The following is a 20,556-nucleotide window of genomic DNA, read 5'->3' on the forward strand; positions in this document are numbered from 1 at the left end:
GGGCTATTTTCGCTTATATCTCAAGGGGCCGAGGTATAGCCTAATGAGCGGGTTATCTCGTGTTCTTGGGGGAACAAGATAACTAAGGGGGAAAATATGAAAACCAAGATACTTGTGTCCATAGTGCTCGGTGCCGCCGCAGTAGTGCTGGTAGTCGCGCTCGCCCTAGATTTTGGCGGGCGGACTCCTAGCGCTGACTTGTCCGCGGAAACTGCACAAAGTCCCATGGCCACGTCCCCCTCGGCTTCTTCAGCCACGTCTGCGAAATCCTCGTCGAGCCCGTCTGAAACGGGCAAGGATTCTGAGCAGAAGAAACAAACGACTGAAGAAGAGAAAACGTCATCCGAACCCACAGCCGAAGCGACCCGTCCAAGTTGGGACCCGAAACCTAGTGCCTCGGAATCACGGCTAGAAGTACCTGAACAGCCCGAGGCCTCGCAGTTTAAGCTGCCTGATACACCGAAACGTGAGCCGGTACTGACGAAGGTCCCACAAACTGGTGTGGCCACCGGCAAGCTGACCAAAGAATTTCCAAAAGACGCGGTACCGGTGCCAAAATCGACGACTATCGTTCAGTCTTCGGTAGAGAAGCAAGAAAAACTGGTTTTTGTCGGCGTTGAAGGGCGTAGCAATGCGAGTGTAGAAGAAGTTCTTTCCTTCTATTCTGAGCACTTCGAGCAGCAACAGTGGCTGACAGCCCAGAGTGAACCGGCCGAGGGCGTCACCCAGTTGCTGGGATCCTTCGGGGAGGACTCCACCACGGTGACGATTCGCCAACTACCTACCGGGGCAACATCAATCGTTGCTGCCGGAGTTTTTGAAATTCAGGAGTAGCGAGTGTATCTGAGCCTCTCGGACTGGACCTCGCGCAAAGCCTCCGGTGCCGACCGTGCAAAAACGGTAGCGTTCATAGCCTCACCGACGGTTATTGCTCTGGGAATAGTCAGTATGCTGACCGATATTTCCTCAGAGTCGGTGGCTGCAGTCTTGCCACTTTATATAACTGGTGCGCTAGGTCTATCCATGGTGGCCTATGGATTCTTTGAGGGAATGAATCAGTCAATCAGTTCGCTGGTGCGCATTGGAGCAGGGTATGCGGCTGATCGAAGCAACAAACCGAAACCGATTGCCGTAGCAGGGTACGGGCTGTCTATGGCAGCTCGAATCGGATTGTTATTTGCCACAGGATTTGGTGGCATCCTTGCGGTCATTGGCCTAGACCGCATTGGTAAGGGGATCCGTACAGCACCGCGTGACGCAATGATTCATCAAGCTTCGCAACCTGAGCATTTAGCACGGTCATTCGGGGTCCACAGGCTGTTAGATACGGTGGGTGCCACCATCGGTCCGCTCCTAGCTTTCGCGGTACTCATGCTGGTACCGGGGGACTACCGGATGGTCTTCGTGGTGTCGTTGGCCGCCGCCGTATCAGGCGTCGCGGTCTTGGCACTGTTGGTGCCCAACCGGAAGCTTATCCAGCAAGAAGACGCCGAAGAGAACAGTGAAGAAAAAACCAGTGGTGTCCCGAGGCCGAAGTTCCGTGAATTGGTACGTGGACCATTGGGAAAGCTTCTGCTAGTTGCCGGCTTTCTTGGATTGCTGACCATTGGTGATGGATTCGTTTATCTGGCGTTGATGGAACATGGACAGCTGGAGGCTTCGTGGTTCCCGCTGCTTTTTGTGGGAGCCAACCTGTTCTTCCTTAGCTTTGCTGTTCCCTTAGGAAGAATTGCAGATAAGACATCCCGTGCCGGAGTTTTTATCCTTGGTCATCTAGCCTTGGCCCTGGCATACATTTGTGCCGGGGCCGGAGACTCCTTGCCCTTCCACATCTGTGCTCTGGCTCTTCTGGGTACTTTTTATGCAGCTACGGATGGTGTTTTGGCTGCGCTGGCAGGCCAACTGGCACCTCATGGAACAACTTCTACAGCCATCGGTGCTGCACAGACGGTGGTGGCCGTAGCCAGGCTGTTTGCCTCTACCGGATTTGGAGTGCTGTGGATTTTTCTTGGCAGTACCACCGCCATGCTGATTGTCGCGGCGCTGCTAGTCCTGCTGGTGCCGGTGGCGTGGCGTCTCCTGCTATCCAAAGACAAGGCCCCTGAAAGTGCGCTGACTTCATGACTAGGCAGGCAGCCGGAATGTCGGCTCAAATCAGGTGGCTCATCCTGGCAATTATTGCAGTGCTAGCACTCGGCTCTGTCACTGTCTATGCGGTGCAAGCCTTCGGTCGGTATCAAGCACGGACGACGGGGGCCTCTGCAGCGCAAGTTACCGACAAATTGGTTGACGGTAATCGGATAGTCTTTCGCAACACAGCCATGGGTCAAGGATATGGGCAGATCGCCTCGGTCGCTATCGCGGATCCTGCCGGTCCTAGGGAACTGTTCCAGACAGTTTGTGATCGGGTTGATGCGACGGCCCAATACATTTCCTGTATGCGCACTCAGCGCGGAATCCCGACAACTTTTGAAACGAGAATCCTCGATGCGCAAGCCAATAGCATCGATGAATGGCCGTTGTCTGGTGTTCCCAGCCGAACTCGAATTTCCGAGGCAGGCTTGGTAGCAACCACCGCATTTGTCACTGGGCATTCCTATGCCACCGACAGTTTCTCTACGGAGACTGTCATTAGATCTGTGCAGGGGCAGGACTTCGGAAACCTTGAGAACTACTCGATTTTTATTGATGGTCAGGAACTGACTGCCATTGACCGCAATGTCTGGGGCGTAACTTTTGCCACTGAGAACAAGTTCTACGCCACTGTGGCTTCCGCAGGCAAGACATGGATGGTTGAAGGGAACTTAGAAGAGCGCCGGATGAACTCCATCATCGAGAATGCTGAGTGCCCCTCAGTTGCGCCAGATCAATCCAAGGTGGCTTACAAAAAGCGCCGGGCCCAGGGTGGACTAGCGCACTGGGATATTGCCGTCCTGGACCTAAAAACGCAGAAAGAGACTCTCCTCCCGCTGGAGCAAGGATTTGATGATCAGCTGGAATGGCTGGATTCGCAGACACTGCTCTTTGGAATGCCGCGCACCGACAGCGTGGGCGATAGCGATGTCTACAGCATCAAGGCCACCACCAACGCCCAACCACAACTATTCATCAAAGATGCGTGGTCACCGTCGGTAGTACGTATCGTCAAATAACCGCACACCTTTTTTGACCAAGTGTGCTTGCGGAACTATCTGCTGGTTGCGAATCAGTGATCAGGGAGTCGGTGCCACCGTCCCTGGCCCTTCACTCGCAGACCCCGTGCTCGGTTCTACACTCGCAACCGTTGTGTCTGGCTCTTGACTCGTAACCCCAGTGCTTGGTGCTGTCTGACTGGCCGATGATTCAGTAGGAGTGGCCACCGGTTCTGTAGCTACAGGACCAGTGTCGGTTGTTTGTAAGGATTCAGTGGCTTCGGATTCAGCTGTGCTGGGCGACTGAACTGACGGACTTTGTTCAGGTGTTAGACCGGATGTTGGGTCAGCATCTGAAACTTCGTAGAGTACGTCCACAAAGTAATTGGTACTGTTCCAAGACCTGCCGGGTTGGCTACTATTCCCATAGCGGAAGACGCCATTTGCCCCTTCGAGTCGCAGGTCATCATTAGATTTTCCATCCGCGAACTGTGCAGGAGTATGTACGTAACCACCGTTTGGTGCATGGTAGGAAACGGTGAACTCCATGCCTTCCGTGACCTCCACGGGGGTGCTCAGATAGGCGGTATGCCATCCTTGTTCACTGGTAGATGCAAAGCTGGCCGTAGCCAACTGAGCACCTGGGGAGTCCCACACAGTACTGGTGTGCGAACCAATGCCGCCGGGCCCTTGGTAGTAGCGGAGAGCGTGGAGACGTAAGTCTTTTTCCGCCACCATGCGCATACCTAATTCAACCGCCGCGGTATCTCCAGGATCCAGTACAGTCGGCGTTTCATCCAGCCCTAGGAATGAGACCGTGGGCGTAGCGAGACCCACGGTGGAGAACGTCCATGGAGCAAGAACTTCTTGGGTGCTGCCCACACCCAAGAGATTGACTGTATCCACGGTGATCACGCTAGCTTCGGGAAGTGGAGACGAGGGACTGAAAGTCAGTGTCTTATTCTCGTTGGAGATCGTGGTGGTGCCGTCAACCGTAGTGGCACCAACTTTCACTTCGATTGTTGCCTCGCTACTGACGGCTTGATTGAAGATCAGCGTGATTTCACTGTCTACGGCGACATCACTGGCACCGGCACTCGGTGACCTGTCGGTGAGTTGTAGTGGTTCTGCCGCTGGTTTGAACCGCACGTCCACGAGATAACTGGTGGAAACCATGGAAGCAGGGAAACCATCGTTATAACCATAGTGACCGGCGGAGTCGGTAGTCTTCAAAGGACCAACCTGTAACCCACTTCCAAGCACGCCCGGTGAAGCGGGGTAGACGCCGTTACTCCGGTAGGCAGCAACATACTCGTTGTTGGGATCCAAGGGTACTGGCGCATCAAAAGCAGCATACTGCCATCCGGACACTGGAACATCTGGGAAGACCAACTCGGCAATCACTTCACCGGTGGTGGAGTAGAGCCAACCGTTGTGCGCACCGGTTTCGCCGACGCTACGGTAGAACTCCAATCCAAGGATTTCTCCAGCAGTGTCCGTGGAGAACCGAGTGCCCAACGTGACAGGCACTCCATCGTTTATTGCAGCCACGGTTGGGGTATCGGTATTGCTGAATAAACCACAGGGGCAGGCCGAAGGATCATCAGGTGCCAAGGCTGCGGTGCGGAAAGACCATTCAGCGACGTCGAGTACCGGTGACCCCGGGGAGCTAATGTGAGCCGGCGTCACGGTGATGATCGAATCTGCGGGCAGTGGCTCGGTAGCGGTGAATGTCAAAGTAGTGCCACCGGGGCTGATTGCGGTGGTGCCGGCAATCGTGGTCTCACCCGTCGCTACCGAAAGCGTTGCCGAAGCATCGATGGGTTGATTGAAGCTCACAGAAATTTCAGCAGCAGTCCCGACCCCTGAAGATTCGGCGGACGGCACCAATCCGGTCACCTGAAGTGGTTGCGCAGGATCTGTAGGAGCAATGGTGGGCCCGGTAGGAGTAGCCGACTCGGTTGGAATAGCCGACTCCGTAGGCTCGGCAGTTTCCGTTGGAGTGCTCACCGTATAGGCCAAGTCCACGAAGTAGTTACTGTTATTCCATGAACTGACGGGGACGCTGCCCGAGCCGTAGGTATAAAGCCCATTCGAACCAGTCAGTGAGAGCTCAGCATTCGACTTTCCATTGGCGAAGTCTGCAGAGGTAAAAACGTAGCCTCCCGACGGGGCCTGATAGGAAATGGTGAATTCACTGCCTTGCGTTATTGCCACTGGGCTGTCCAGATAGGCGGTTTGCCATCCTTGCTGTGAGGTTTGTGCAAACGTGGCCGTGGCCAGTTTAGTCCCGGTGGAATCCCAGATGGAACCAGTATGCTCACCGAACCCAGAGGGTCCCTGGTAATAGCGCAGCGCGTGTACCTGAATATCTTTTTGCGCACTGAATTTTAGTCCAAGCTCCACGGGAGCGTCATCGGAAGGATCCAGTTGATCCGGCTGCTGATCTTCAAGGAAGGTGGTCAAGGCTGGGCCTTGCCCCGCCGTCCTAAACGTCCACAAAGGCAATGATGCTTCGCCAGATTCTGTACCCACGATACCGGTGGGCTTGACGCTCACTACGGTGGCTTCGGGCAGGTCAGCGTCAGGGGTGAAAATCAGTGTTGTTCCGGATGCGTCCAGGGCGGAGCTACCAGAAATAGTTCCTTGGGAAGTACTGATTTCCAAGGCACCACCCGGTTCCAATGATTCGCTGAAGGTTGCTGAAATTTCGGTATCAACCGCCACATCATTAGCACCCGTGGCAGGTGTTTGTTCGGTGATACTGACAGGGCTACCCGCAGCAGTGAAACTGACATCTACGAGATAGCTTGCTGAGACCATAGATCCAGGGAATTCTTCAGCGTAGCTGTAGTGCCCGGCATTGCTCGTAGTATGTAGTGGTCCAACCTGTAACGGTTGACCAAGCCCACCCGGAGTTACTGGATAGATACCATTACTTCGGTAGGCCGCCACATATTCAGTATTGGCCTGAATGCTGACCGGCGAGTCAAAAGCGGCGTACTGCCAACCGGCGGCCGAGTCATCCGGAAACTGCACCTGGGCAATGGTGTCGCCATTGGACGAATAAAGCCATCCGGTATGTGCTCCAGTTTCTCCGGGGGAGCGATAGAACTTTAAGCCGTTGAGCACGCCATCAGTGTCCGCGGAGAACCGTGTACTCAGGGTCACCGGCTTCCCGTCATTCACTACAGGTTCTGCGGGGATATCTTGGTCGTTGTACAGGCTGCATGGGCAAGCCGCTGGGTCTGCGGGTATTGGCAGTACGGTGTTGAAAGTCCACGTATTGCCACGGTTCACCGGATTGCCGGTTAGGTCTGTGGCGCTCAGGGTGACCGTGTAGCTGCCACCGTCACTTAGTGGTGCCTCCGGCTGGAAGGTGGCCCGCCGAGTGATCGCATCGTAGCTGGTGGTTCCGGAAACGTCCTGTCCGGAAGAATCCTGCACCTTGAAGCTGACCGAGGATGGATCACTTTGTTTGGACAGCGTGGCGCCTATAGACGTGGCCACAGGGACGCTGTTGGCCGTTGGGATAGGCGACTGCGCATAAGCACTGAGTTCTATGGACGCTCCGGTTTCAAAGACCGCATCCACATAATAGTTGCTGCGGTCCCACGCAGTGGTGGGGAATCCCGCAGAACTGTTGTAGAGACCCGCTGAAGGTGTGCCAAAACCGCCGGCTACCTTCACGGCAGACCAATCAACTCCACGGTAGGCAAAATCTTGGATTGCCACAGCGTAGTGTCCGTTAGGTGCGTAATAGGAGACGACAAATTCATCACCTGCGTGCGCCTCTACAGGTTCACTGAATAACGCGGTTTGCCAGCCGGTGCTGCTTTCGTTGCTAAAAGTGGTTGTCGCCAACTCTGTGCCGTTCAGGCTCCACAACGTACCGGTATGATTGCCGGTATTTGCAGCGCTCTTGTAGTACCTGACCGCAGTGATATAGCCCTCGGATGCGGCAGTAAACCGCAACCCCAGCTCCACCGAGGAATCATCGCCCGAATCCTTAATCTGAGGCTCTTGCTGGCCGAAGGCGCTATAGGGGCCCTTGACCTCAAAAGGTACGGGGGTTGGCTCTGTTGAGTAGTTTGCAGAATCGTCAACAGCCCGGACGAGCAGATCATTTTCACCGGTTCCGAGTTGAACAGTGTTGATTGACCATTGCGTGGTGCCTTCGGCCAGTTGCCAGGAAAGTCCTGAGTCAAAGGAATATTCAACCGCAGAGACCAGGCCTTGCGCGTCACTGGCGGTGCCTTCCACACTGACCATTTCGCCAAAGGAAACCGCGCTCGCCGGTGCCGAGGTTACCTGAACCGATGGAGCTTGAAGATCTTTGGGAGCGTCCGGATACTCTAAGTTGCTCATGAGCGTTGCAGGCAAGGCGTCCATGTCCGCCAGCAGATTCACCTGAGCCTGTTGCATCCGTGGATCTTCAGGCGCGCCATCACCGTCGTGCCATTGATCAAGTCCCCAAGTCCATTGCACACTACCGGCGGAGAAGACCGAAGCTCCACTTGATGCCATATATAAAGTGGTGTGGTGCGTGGTTGACCCCGGTGCGACTTGATTGCCGAAGTCTTGCAAATATTCTGGAATGTCCCCGGTGGTAGTGGACAAATGGATGAGCCCTGGAGGTCTGAAACCGTTGGGCAAGTCTTCATTAGATTCATAACCTACGGTATGCGGAGCAAGTTCTGTTTTGCTGCCCGCTGTTTGGCTGTCCAAAGAAGTATCGCGCCAGAGACGCATTTTTCCTTCTTCCGAGTTCACCGTGACCGGAAGATCTCCACTGTTCACCACGTAGGCTGTGCCAGTAAACCCGTTTTCGGGAAGACCACCACCTTGTTCTTGAGATGCAAAACGCGGATCACGCCAGGTGCCCGTCCACTGGGAGGAAGGATCAATCTTGGAATTGGACCAGGTTTCCTTGTAGCTAACCAACGTCCGGTAATTATTTCCACCGGTGGTAGAAGGCTCATAACGGGTACGCCAGTACACCTCGTTACCGGAGAGGAATTGCAAGTTCACGCCTGCGTCACGGGCGGCTTCTACATTGCTTCGTTGGGCGCCCGACCAGTATTCGTCATGGCCCACGGAAAGGAAGACATTATGGTTGGTGAGCAGGTCACCGTGCCTGTCGGTGTCAACGCCGGAGAAGTAGCTGACGTCGTATCCGTTGCGTTCTAGGAAACGGACTAGTGGGTATTCGGCCCCAAAATAGAAATCTCTGGCTTCAACGCCGTCACGCGTCGCGAAAGGTCTGTTGTAGCTGATCTTAAAGGCGCGGCCGTTGTCTGCTCCGGAATAGAAATCTGAACCACCGTAGAGGTTATATGCGTGCCATGTGGGGTCAGAGGTTTGGAAGAGTACCTGCGAGGTGCTGGATTCATTGCGCACGATAAAGGTGATGTGGCTTGAACCCCCGGTGTCGGTGCGGGTGAGCTTTGCTAAGTACACACCTGATACTGCATCGCTGGGGACCTCCCAGGTTGCCGAGATATCCCATGTGCCGCAGTCGGTCAGTTCGGTGGCGACATCCGTCAAACATTCGGGCTGGATCTGCGGAAGCTGTGCGCTAGGTGATATAGAGGTGATTTTTCGTGCGCCGAGCCCGTTATACCAGCCGGTACGGTAAATATCGATGGAATATGCGGAGGCATCAGTATCAATCTTAAAATCGATAGGTTCTCCGACATTGACACTGATATCGGCGGCAAATCCTTGGATTGAGTCATCACCGGCCCCGTCGATATCCCATTCGGTCCATGGAGAACCTGGTTTTGAATTTTCGCAGACAATAGCGTTGTCTTCTGGACCGCACTCTTCGGCGGCTCGTGCCGGTGCGGCTATAAGTAGGGAGAGTATTAGTCCTGTAAGAGCAGCGAATGCTGTCAAGAATCGAGATTTTTCCGCAGCACGGTGTTCTCTGGCTTCACTACTTGTAAATTGCGCCACGCTCATTACATCCCCCAAGGAAGCTCCCGCACAGGGGAGACGTTTTCGAGCATGAACTTAGCTAGGACATACCCGTACCCAGACTATGTAGGTCAACGAGCGGAAGACAGGGAATAGGTGTAAAACCAGAGTATCTTGGGTGTGCAGTTCTCAAAGTCCGGAGGGGCATCTTGAGGCTCTTGAGGCGAGCAACAGCGGCCTTGAAAATACGAGCTCAATCAACGTCTAGGACCGCAATTTATCGCGCTCGGCCTACCGGGTAATGCTCCAGCACATAGTCGGCAATGGCCATCGCTGACGTGGCCGCTGGTGAAGGTGCATTGCGTAGCAAGGTCACAGGGCCAACCTGGTCCACTGCGAAGTCGTCAAGCAGTGAACCGTCTTTGCTCCATGCTTGAGCGCGTACGCCTGCTTGACCTTTTGCGACGAGATCTGTTGATGCGAGCTCTGGAAGGTAAGCCTTGGACTGTTTCAGATACAGGGGTTTAACCAACGAGGCACCGATTTCGGTGGCACCCATCTTCCAGTATTTTTTGACTAGAGATGATGCGCCTGGCCAACGTAGCGACTCCATAGTGTCTTTGAAAGAAAATGTTTTCCAGTCGTAGCCTTCCCGAGCCAACGCCGGTACGGCGTTCGGTCCTACATGCACCTTGTCATCCACGCCACGAGTGAAGTGCACACCAAGGAAGGGAAAGCGTGGGTCGGGGACCGGATAGATCATGCCATTGACCATTGATGCCGAACTTTTGCTCAACACCCAATATTCTCCGCGGAAGGGGAGGATCTTAGGTGAGGGATCAGCGCCGACCATTCGAGCGATGACATCTGACTGCAATCCAGCACAGACGATCAACTGATCAAAGCGGTAAGTGCTCTCCTTGGTAGAAACTAAACAAATCTGGTCTGAGACCTTGACTGCAGTGACTTTGGAGTTTAGTAAGATCTGCCCTCCTGCTGCCTCGATCTCTGTCGCCATACTGCGCGTTATGGCACCATAGTCCACTGCCGCGGTTTGAGGTGAATGCAGGGCGGCTACTCCGCTGACGTGGGGTTCAATTTGCACTAGTTCATCGCGACTTAGCCGCGCCAAGCCCGGTACCTGATTCGCTATGGCCCGTTGCTCCATGTCGGCAAGTCGTCCAAGCTGGTCATCTCCCAAAGCGACAACTAGTTTTCCCAACGCCCGGTATGGCAGTGCATGTTCCTGACAGTATTCGCGGGTTAGTGCTTTGCCACGTGCACACAGCTGAGCTTTGAGTGAACCGGGCTGGTAATAGAGGCCTGCGTGGACCACTCCGGAATTTCGGCCAGTTTGATGGCTTGCTAGGAGGCTTTCCTTTTCTAGCACGCTAACCCGGTACCCGGTCTGCAGCGTGATTGCGCGTGCAATGGCTATTCCTAAAATTCCGCCACCAATGATGCCGATATGTTGTTCCATGAATCCCCAATTAGAACTTCAAGCTAACGTCCCGCGTACTCGCGTTGGCTTCAAGAGCGATCGTACCGGCCATACGAGACGAGGTCTATGGGGTGGGCGTACATGAGAAGGAACCTCAGTCAGGGCAGCCCTAAATGCTGACGGAGCTAATGGTTACGCAAGGCCTGTCACATTTTATGTAATAAGTGAAAGTTTTCACAAAGTAGGGTTTTCTCTGCGTAACATGCGTGATTTCGCACCAAAACGCGGGATACATAGGGTTACGCTTGATTCGAAGGTAGTCGTTAGAAGCTACCGTCTTGCAAGCATCAGCCCAATGAAATCGCAAAGGTGCCACACCCGTGTCTGACATTAAGCCCATCGTACTTTTGGCCGAGCAACTCTCTCCTGCAACCGTTGCTGCTCTCGGTCCCGACTTTGAAATTCGTCAGACGGACGGTGCGGACCGCTCCCAGCTTCTTGAAGCTATCGCTGATGTAGATGCAATTCTGGTTCGTTCCGCTACTCAGGTAGACGCAGAAGCCATCGCCGCAGCAAAGAACCTAAAGGTTATCGCTCGTGCAGGTGTTGGCCTGGACAACGTGGACATCAAGGCTGCTACGCAGGCCGGTGTCATGGTTGTGAACGCTCCAACCTCCAACATCATCTCGGCTGCTGAATTGACCGTTGGCCACATCGTGTCATTGGCTCGTCGAATCCCAGCTGCCAACGCCTCGCTGAAAAGTGGTGCTTGGAAGCGTAGCTCCTACACCGGTGTTGAGCTGTTTGAGAAGAAGGCCGGCATTATCGGCCTTGGTCGTATCGGCGCTTTGGTCGCAGCTCGCCTGCAGGGCTTCGGTATGGAAATTATTGCTTTTGACCCATACATCACTCCAGCACGCGCAGCCCAGCTAGGCGTAACCTTGGTGACTCTGGATGAACTGCTGGAACAGGCTGACTTCATTACCATCCACATGCCTAAGACGCCAGAGACCCTGGGCATGCTGGGCAGGGATGCTTTCTCGAAGATGAAGAACACTGCCTACGTAGTCAACGTAGCTCGCGGTGGCTTGGTCGACGAAGATGCACTATACGAAGCATTGAAGAATGAAGAAATTGCTGGCGCTGGCATTGACGTGTTCGTCAAGGAGCCAAGCACCGACCTTCCATTCTTTGAGTTTGAGAACGTCACCGTCACCCCACACCTGGGCGCTTCCACTGATGAGGCTCAGGAAAAGGCCGGCGTATCTGTGGCTAAGTCGGTTCGTCTAGCACTTGCTGGCGAGCTGGTTCCGGACGCAGTCAACGTTGCCGGTGGCGTCATTGATGAGAACGTACGCCCAGGCATCCCGTTGATCGAAAAGCTTGGTCGTATCTTCAACGCACTGACCGCTGGTTCGTTGACCAGCATTGACGTTGAAGTTGCTGGCGAAATCGCCTCACTAGATGTCAAGGCGCTTGAGCTTTCGGCACTCAAGGGTGTCTTCATGGATGTCGTTTCGGAGCAGGTCTCCTACGTGAACGCTCCAGTGCTTGCGGAACAGCGTGGCGTAGCCACTCGTTTGATCACCACCGCTGACTCGCCTGAGTACCGCAATCAGCTGACCATCAAGGGTTCAACCAATGAGGGCACGCAACTTGCGGTGTCCGGTACCCTTACCGGTCCTAAGCAGATTGAAAAGCTGGTTGGCATCAATGGTCACGAAATTGAAATCCCAATTTCTGATCACATGATTGTAGTTCGCTACGCTGACCGCCCAGGTGTTGTAGGTTCCTTAGGCAACGTTTTGGGGGAGCAGAGTGTCAACATCGCTGGCATGCAGGTTGCTCGCGATGAGAAGAAGTCTGAGGCCCTGGCCGTAATCAGCATCGACTCTGCGTTGCCTGCTGGCGTTCTAGACGTAGTTGGCGCTGCGATTGGTGCCAGCGTTGCACGAGAGATCAACCTCGCCGACTAAGTATCACTAACCTGAGGCAACCCGCTCGCTGAACAATTTGTTCGGCGGGCGGGTCCTTTCGTTTGTGGGGAGACTGTGCCCAGGATGAAGTCTAGACAGGCTCGATCAGGACCGGCTCACCTCCGTCGCCAGCGGGACGGTAGCCGTGGTTGCATGATGATGACTTTCGCCGAACAATTCATAATGCAAACCTTTGGGGAGTTCTAGGTAAACGGAAGATGAATTTGTGATTGAATTTAGGTTATTCTTAATGAGAAGTCGTTTCATAATTAGCTGACATCTTTTTGTTGGGATAAAATTGATTTGATATGAAGCCTGAACCAAAAGACAAAGTAGAGATCGACAAGACGAGTTTCTCGCCGTCGGATACGGCGATCGTGATCGTTACTTACAACCGGTCACACCTGCTTGATCGTCTTCTCTCCAGTATCCAAGTGATGAATCCGTCGCCAGGTCACGTAGTAATTATTGATAACGACTCAGCGGATGACACGCATGAGATTGTTGCCAAGCACACGAGCGAGCTGGCTCCAACGGTTATCTATCAAAAACTCGCTACGAACACCGGTGGTTCAGGCGGTTTCCATCACGGCGTGAAAACCGCATATGAACTGGGCGCCTCATGGATCTGGATGATGGACGATGACGTAGAGGTCATTCCTGATTCTCTTGGCAAATTAGGCAAGTGGGCGGCGCGGTTCCAGGTTATTCAGGGACGCCGGTACGACTACGACGGTAGTGAGTTCTATTGGCAATATCGGATCTCTGACCGTCTTGCCATCCCGATTCCGTTTGCGCCGAGCGACTTTGATATCACTGGATATCGAGAGATGAACTCCGGGTGCTTCGAAGGCATGTTCATCCACAGGGAAGTGGTCCGTCGTATTGGGCTTCCAGACCCACGGTTCTTCATATATTGGGACGACCAGCTCTACGGTTGGTTAGCTTCGAAGATCACCACTTCTGTTATTGTCAATGAGTTTGTTCTCAGGCGTACCCGAGACATTAGGCAACTCGACCTCGGTATCAGGCACTTTAACGCGTCAAGCAACGGATACCGGTACTACATCATGCGCAACCGGGCGATTCTCAAACAGTATTATCGCGCTCACGGCGTGTTATTCCCCGCTCACTTCGCCTTGGGAACAGTGCTGACCTTCGCGAAGGAAATCTTGCGATTAGTACTCGTTGAGAAGACTATCCGCGGGACTTCCAACCTCTTCAGGGGGCTGCGCGACGGGCGAAAGATAGAAATCGATAGGGCATGGAAACCGATGGCTCCCTTGGCATCAACTGACAACAGTAATCAGCTAAAGAATCATTAGACAGACGGACTTGCAAAAGAGTCGGGCGCCCTTTGGTATGGGGTGCTCGGCTGTTGGTTTAATGGCTGAAATTGTTTCTCCCGGTGGATGATCCTGAGCTCGGTGCTAGTCGTCATTGCTAGGTTCGCAGTGAACAAGCGCTGACAAGGTTTTCCATGCCCCGTAAAGGGGACCGGGAGACCAGGACAACCAGTATCAGGAAAACGCCTTGTGATTGGTGCGGCCTTCGATGCACGGTCGTCATTGTCAGCCGCATTCGCAGCAAGACGCCAAAGATAACTAGCCGTTTGCGTACACGCAGTCTCTTTCTGGTGCGATGACAAAAAACGGGGTGTGTTCGCGCTTGAATCGCGAACACACCCCGAAGGCTTAATGCTTAGCTCATATTACTGAGAGACTTTTTGCTCCTCAGCAAGTGCGGAGATCTGGTTGTCCCACATGGAAAGCGCAGAGCCGATTGCCATGTGCATGTCCAAGTACTGGTAGGTGCCAAGACGGCCGCCGAAGAACACATTCTGTTCCTGCTTCGCGAGGTCACGATAGGCGAGCAATCCGGAACGATCTTCTGGAGTATTGACCGGGTAGTACGGTTCATCTTCCTTTGTAGCGAAGCGTGAGAACTCCCGCATGATGACAGTTTTGTCAGTTGGGTAGCTGTCTTTGCGTTCAGGGTGGAAGTGCTTGAACTCGTGGATGCGAGTAAAATTCACGTCAGCATCTGGATAATTCATCACCGGTGTTCCCTGGTAATCGCCGACATTTACAACTTCTTCCTCAAAGTCCAGGGTTCGCCATGAGAGCTCACCTTCGCTGTAGTCGAAGTAACGATCAATGGGTCCGGTGTAAACAATCGGAATCTGGCCGGCTAGGTCGTCCTTGTTGAACGGTTGGCTTGAATCAAAGAAATCAGTGTTCAGGTGAACCGTGATGTTCGGGTGATCCGCCATGCGCTCAATCCAAGCCGTGTACCCATCCGTTGGTAGACCTTCGTACTTGTCGTTGAAGTAGCGGTTGTCGTAGTTGTAGCGAACAGGAAGGCGGCTGACAATATCGCCTGAAAGCTTTTCCGGAGAAGTCTGCCATTGCTTGGCTGTGTAGTGAGCGAAAAATGCTTCAAACAGTGGGCGTCCTACAAGGGCGATACCCTTTTCGTAGAAATTCTTTGCGGTATCAACGTCAAACTCCCCAGCTTGTTCTTTAACCAAAGAACGTGCTTCATCTGGGGTATATGCGGCATTAAAGAACTGATTGATCGTGTGCAAATTTACTGGCAATGAGAAAGTCTGTTCATTGTGGGTGGAGTACACACGGTGAACGTAGTCGGTGAAACTGGTAAAGCGATTCACATACTCCCACACACGCTCGTTTGATGTGTGGAACAGGTGAGCCCCGTAACGGTGCACTTCAATGCCCGTTTCAGGTTCTGCTTCGCTGTAGGCGTTTCCGCCGATGTGTGACCTCCGGTCAATTACCGTAACTTTGAGGCCAGCTTCTGCGGCGCGCTCGGCAATGGTGAGACCGAAGAATCCTGATCCGACAACTAATAAGTCTGTATCCATACATGCAATTTATTCATTCGGCAGTAACGAGCTGTCGTATTGAAGGTTAACGGGAGGTGTACTTAATATAAACAAATTTGCCGGTGGGTCAATTTCAAAGGTGAAGGAATTGGTTTATTGATAATGTGGTTTTTTGCGGCCAACGGAAAGTCCGTTTCGGATCGCTCCAGCATAAGAGAATTCGCTGACAAATGGCATCCGGGCCTACAGAAGTACGACGTGGCAATGCGTTAGTTCATGCATGATGCGTAAGACAAGGAATGAGGAATTTCCCCTTGGTGGATCCGAAGAATAAGTATGATGTGGCCGTCCTCGGCTGGTGGTACGGCAAGAATTACGGATCAATTCTGACCTACTACGGTTTGAACCGTGCCATCGAAAACCTCGGCCATTCGGTTCTCATGGTGCATGAACCTGTCGGCTACAACGGTTTCCGTGTGCAATGGCCAAACGAGATCCTGTCAATGGATTTTGCGCGCCGCACCGGATACGAATACACGGATCAGCTCCATTACTCAGATCTGGATCAGCTAAATGAGCTCGCTGAAACGTTTGTCGTTGGCAGTGACCAGCTGTGGAACCCGCTTATCGGGCGCGTCAACGATGATCTGTTCTTGGACTTTGTCGCACCGGACCGAAACCGAGTTGCCTACGGCACGTCTTTCGGTAATCGAGGAACTGATAAGTTCAAGCCGGACTTCGTTGAAAAGCACTCGCAGAATCTTCAAAAGTTCAAAGCTATCTCTGTACGTGAGAACTATGCAGTGAAGACGGCTAGCGACATCTTTGGCGTCAAAGCAGACCTCGTAGTTGATCCGGTATTCCTTCTGGACCAGGAACACTACAGCAAGCTGGCTTCTAAGGCGTCGATCTCACCTGAGGGTGAATACTTGGCAGTGTTCCTTCTGGACCCAACAGAGGAAAAGAAGTCGACGGCAGTAGCCATCCTTGAAAAAACAGGCTTGGATAAGATCCTCGTGATTTGCAACCCCGATGAGGGACGCTCGGTAGCAGAAGAGATTTGGTCTGATGAACCTCGTGCAGAGATCATTGCAGCCGACTCACCAGAAAACTTCCTTCGTGCTTACAAAGATGCCAGCTACGTAGTCACCGATAGCTTCCACGGCACAGCGTTCTCGGTAATCTTTGAGAAGCCATTCTCATCGATCTACAACAACAAGCGTGGTGCGGACCGATTCAAGAATTTGCTTGCCTCACTCGGATTTGGTGACACTCGCCGCGTCTATGAAAGTGATACCACTGAGACCGTGAATGAAAATCCAAACGTAACTCGGACCATCGATTTCACCAAGGCTCGCACCTACATCACCAAGGGGCGCAAGACGTCGCTTGAGTGGCTCAAGGCAGCTTTAGACCCCACGGTAAAGTCGACAGCCGCACTCGAAAACGGCAAGGCCGTTACAGCAGCCGCGGCAGCCAGCAAGAACAGCCACACCCTGGACCTAGACTTCTCCGCCAACAGCGACGTCTGGTCCATCGACAAGGGCGCAGAGGGCGTTTCACTGAGCGTCGTAAAAGACAAAGAACTTCGTGGAAAGCACGTTTGGACCAATCTTCCAGAGCCACTTACTCCAGGTTCAAAAAAGCGCATCAAGATTCAGTGGACACCAACCACGCAGACTAAGAGCATCAATGTGCACTTACGTAACCCTGAATCCGGAACTTTCCGAGTGATCGGCAAGGCGGCAGTAGCTGCCGGTTCGGGGGGCTTGCGCACCGATGAGTTCGAGTTCTCGGTAGCGGAGCCAGGGCTAAGCCAGATCATGCTTGGAGCACTGCACTTCACCGGTCCTAAGGCCGGAGCGCAGGTACACGAAATTTCGATTTCTGATGCAAAGGGCAAAGTACCGGCACCCAGCGCTCCAGCGGCCAAGAAGTCAGACGAAATTGTGGAAGGTTTCTCCAAGCAGGCACGCCGGCTGGCCAACCATGACTTTGAGCAGCAAGTTCGTTCCTTTACTCGCGGAAGGTCAGCAGACTCTGTAACTGGGATCCGCGCGCGGATGTTCTTTCATGCGCACGCAATTGAAAAGGGACTGACCCATAGCAACTTCCGTCCGGGCTTCGGACGAATTGCCATCCCAGGTCTTGCAAAAGAGATGAATGCTTGGCTATCGCGTGGTTTGGGCACGGACGACACCATCGTTCAAAGCTCAGCTTCGGTGATGAAGGCCTACTTCGCCCGCAACGAGGAGACCAATACGGATGTCTCTCATTTCCGAAACTTGTTTTCGGTGGAGTCGCAAGAAGTAATCGCAAAGGGTCAGCTGGGGGAGGGCGGAGCGTTCCCAGCTTCGAAGCACCGCGAAGACCCGGTTGAAACGCCTAATGATGACCGTGCATTCATGGAGGTCGTTTACGGGCGTCGCAGCGTACGCGAATTCAACGACACTCCTGTTGATGATTCAGCGATTGCTTCCGCAGTTCAGATTGCCATGCAGTCACCATCGGTTTGTAGCCGTCAGGGAGCACGTGTTCACCAGTTTGATGATCCAGAGATCATCAAGCAGCTACTTGAAGTTCAGGGTGGATTCTTTGGATTCAATGCGCCGCCACGCCTGCTCTTGGTCACTGCAGATCTAGATGCTTTCCTCTTCGCACCGGAACGCAATCAGCCCTTCGTCGATGGCGGGCTGTTCATGATGTCGTTGTTGCTGGGTCTAACCCAAATGGAATTGGGATCATGCCTGCTGAACACAGCCATGGGAGTCGAGAAGGAACAGAAGATTCGCAACATTGTTGATCTTCCTGAGAATGAAGTCTTCATCGCCTTTGTTGCTGTCGGTAACTTTGACCAAAGTGTCCTGGTTCCACGCTCAAAGCGCGTAGAAGCCGACAGCATCCTGAAGCGACATGGCTAATCAACAACTCATCGGTAAGGAGGGTGACACAAGCATGACGTTGCCAGCAACATTTGAATTGGGACAGACTGAAGGACCTGACATGGCTGATTCCACTACCGCGTACCCTGTACAGCCTGGAATTTGGCTTCAGGCCGGTATTTCCACGGAACAAGAAGCACATTTCCATGTCTATGGTCCCGTTGGTATTTCGCTGAGCCGTGGAGTGGCAGAATTTGCGCCTGGTGGCCTACTCTCTACTGGCACTTACTACAACGTGTTCAATTACGGAAAGTGGAAGAGGATCTGTGGAAATATTCCACTAGAACTTCAGCTTAAAGGCAGCGGACGCTTCCAACTAACAGTCTTCCAAGCCGACCGTCACAAGTCGTGGCACAAGTTGGTTAGCGAAGTGGTGACCTTAGATGGCTTGTATCGCCATCCAGTCGTAGTAGACGAGGACACACCGGATGAGTCGTTGCTCTTCTTTGACTTGATGGCATTGCAAGATGGCGAGTTGGAAGATTTTGCGTGGGCCACTACAGCCAAGCCAGTGCGCACCCCGGATCTGATGCTCTCGGTAACTACCTTCAAGCGGGAAACTGAAGTAGAAGACACGATTTCCCGATTCCGTGAATTCCTTGCCGATTCGGCAATCAAAGAACACATCAGCATGACGGTGGTGGATAACGGCAATTCGCTCAATGTTGAAGACGGTGGCGGCGTTGAAATCATTGCTAATGAAAATCTGGGCGGTGCTGGCGGATTTACGCGCGGTCTTTTGCGCGCACGAGAAATCGGTGCAACACATTGCCTGTTCATGGATGACGACGCATCGATCCAGACGGAAGCCTTATCCCGAACATGGTGGCTATTGGCCTACGCCCGAGATTCACGTACTGCCGTTGCCGGCGCAATGATCAACGCTTCACACCGTTGGCAGATCTGGGAAAATGGTGCGGAGTTTGATCTGGGATGTAAGCCTAGATATCACGGATTAGATCTGCGTTCGCGAGATGCAGTCTTCGACATGGAATATGAGACGACTATTCCAGCTCCGGAAGATCTTTACGCCGGTTGGTGGTTCTTCGCGTTCCCGTTGGACAAGGTGGAACACTTGCCGTTCCCATTCTTTGTTCGTGGAGACGACGTGAGCTTCTCATTGGTCAATGACTTTGACATCGTTTCGCTTCCTGGCGTTGCGTCTGTTCAAGAGAATTTCACTGACAAGGCTTCGCCAATGACCTGGTACCTAGATTTCAGAAGCCACCTGGTACACCACCTGTCGCTACCAGAAAAGCAACGATCATGGATTGAACTGCAGCAGATGGTGCTGAGCTTCTACCAACGCAACGTCATGCGGTTCCACTACGACACTCTTTCGGCAATCAACCTTGCCTTTGAAGATGTGCTCCGAGGACCAAAGTTCTTCGATAAGCACGCGGATATGGCAAGACGGCGTTCGGATCTGAAGGCTTTGACGAAGCAGGAAGCCTGGAAGCCAGTCGTTGAGCGACCGGAAGAACTTCACGGTGAAAAGTCGCGTCTTGCTAGAGCTCTACTCTTAGCATCGTTGAATGGACACTTGTTGCCAATGGGCAAGGAGGCTGACGCTGATTTGACGTTGTCTTCGCCATTTAGGGATGACTACCACAAGGTCTATGGTGCAAAACAGATCACTTACCTCAATGGAGATCAGTCTTCAGCCTATGTAGTTCGTCGCAGCCAGAAAAAGTTCTGGCGCGAAACCGCACGACTGGTGCGAAACACCATGCGGTTGAGGGCGACCTACGAAGAGAACCTTCGACTATGGCGCGACGGATACGACCAGTTGACTTCTGACGCTTACTGGACAGAAAAGTTGAATCTAAATCCGTCCAGACTGATGAAATAGTTCTCCAGTCTAGAAAGTCGATCAGCCATCAAAAACCGGCCCAGAATTGTACTAGGATTCCTTGGGTCGGTTTTCGACTTTAACAAGTTCTTCGAATTCTAGCGCGCTGAAACCGAAAAGATGAGGTTTGCCGTTTCGCTGTGCAAACGGATACGGATCAACCAAATTCACGCCTGGAGAACTAAGATCGGTTTTGTAACACACCTTCGGAAGTGACCTTGCAATTATTCTTCTGCGCCTAATTGGCTACTGCGTCATCGATGGAACGCGAGAACGGCCGGACGACACGTCCTCATTGACCTGTAAAAGACCGAAGCTGCCTGCCACGGTTGCGGGGTAATCGCCGCAGGAATCCAGCCAGACCTATGCGCCGAGTCAAGGGTGGCTCAGCCTGGGGAAACGATGGCGGACCCGCCGTGAAACTGATTCAGAATATCGTTTCTTCGAGCA

General features: G+C 53.2%; 10 protein-coding genes. 7 read left to right on the forward strand and 3 right to left on the reverse strand.

Translation table 11 applies throughout. The annotated features are described in order from the left end of the window. Nucleotides 1-96 precede the first annotated feature (96 nt). The 3 genes from EYR88_RS01610 to EYR88_RS01620 are packed head-to-tail and all read left to right on the forward strand — an operon-like array spanning nucleotide 97 to nucleotide 3,152. Nucleotides 97-834 (forward strand): hypothetical protein, encoded by a 738-nt coding sequence (locus EYR88_RS01610; RefSeq protein ID WP_131087998.1) that lies wholly within the window; start codon nucleotides 97-99, stop codon nucleotides 832-834. 3 nt (nucleotides 835-837) lie between these two features. Next, nucleotides 838-2,124, forward strand: a complete 1,287-nt coding sequence (locus EYR88_RS01615) for an MFS transporter (RefSeq protein WP_242632428.1) — start codon at nucleotides 838-840, stop codon at nucleotides 2,122-2,124. After that, nucleotides 2,121-3,152 (forward strand): hypothetical protein, encoded by a 1,032-nt coding sequence (locus tag EYR88_RS01620; RefSeq protein WP_131087999.1) that lies wholly within the window; start codon nucleotides 2,121-2,123, stop codon nucleotides 3,150-3,152. Before EYR88_RS01615 ends, EYR88_RS01620 begins: the two co-directional genes overlap by 4 nt. A gap of 60 nt (nucleotides 3,153-3,212) precedes the next feature. Here the strand turns inward: EYR88_RS01620 and EYR88_RS01625 are convergent, their stop codons facing one another. Both EYR88_RS01625 and lhgO read right to left on the reverse strand, forming a co-directional pair. Beyond that, entirely contained in the window at nucleotides 3,213-9,029 is a 5,817-nt protein-coding gene (locus EYR88_RS01625) for a DUF4082 domain-containing protein (protein ID WP_165477255.1), read from the reverse strand. Nucleotides 9,030-9,327: 298 nt separating this feature from the next. Beyond that, entirely contained in the window at nucleotides 9,328-10,530 is a 1,203-nt protein-coding gene (gene lhgO / locus EYR88_RS01630) for an L-2-hydroxyglutarate oxidase (protein WP_131088001.1), read from the reverse strand. Nucleotides 10,531-10,871: 341 nt separating this feature from the next. Between lhgO and serA the strand changes: the two genes are divergently transcribed. Continuing rightward, entirely contained in the window at nucleotides 10,872-12,467 is a 1,596-nt protein-coding gene (gene serA / locus EYR88_RS01635) for a phosphoglycerate dehydrogenase (protein WP_131088002.1), read from the forward strand. Between the two features lie 308 nt (nucleotides 12,468-12,775). Continuing rightward, complete coding sequence (locus EYR88_RS01640) at nucleotides 12,776-13,792, forward strand: glycosyltransferase (RefSeq protein ID WP_131088003.1); 1,017 nt, start codon at nucleotides 12,776-12,778, stop codon at nucleotides 13,790-13,792. A 386-nt stretch (nucleotides 13,793-14,178) separates the two neighbouring features. Here the strand turns inward: EYR88_RS01640 and glf are convergent, their stop codons facing one another. Next, on the reverse strand, nucleotides 14,179-15,351 hold the full coding sequence (gene glf / locus EYR88_RS01645; protein WP_131088004.1) for a UDP-galactopyranose mutase: 1,173 nt from the start codon (nucleotides 15,349-15,351) through the stop codon (nucleotides 14,179-14,181). 278 nt (nucleotides 15,352-15,629) lie between these two features. On the opposite strand from glf, the gene EYR88_RS01650 reads away from it, so the two are divergent. Continuing rightward, the gene (locus EYR88_RS01650) at nucleotides 15,630-18,233 is read left to right on the forward strand and encodes a polysaccharide pyruvyl transferase family protein (protein WP_207306454.1); all 2,604 of its coding nucleotides are present in this window, start codon (nucleotides 15,630-15,632) and stop codon (nucleotides 18,231-18,233) included. An 82-nt stretch (nucleotides 18,234-18,315) separates the two neighbouring features. Next, nucleotides 18,316-20,106: a hypothetical protein gene (locus tag EYR88_RS01655; RefSeq protein ID WP_131088006.1), complete on the forward strand. Its 1,791-nt coding sequence runs from the start codon at nucleotides 18,316-18,318 to the stop codon at nucleotides 20,104-20,106. Nucleotides 20,107-20,556: the final 450 nt, after the last annotated feature.

The sequence above is a fragment of the Arthrobacter sp. S41 genome (assembly GCF_004320535.1).
GTDB lineage: Bacteria > Actinomycetota > Actinomycetes > Actinomycetales > Micrococcaceae > Glutamicibacter.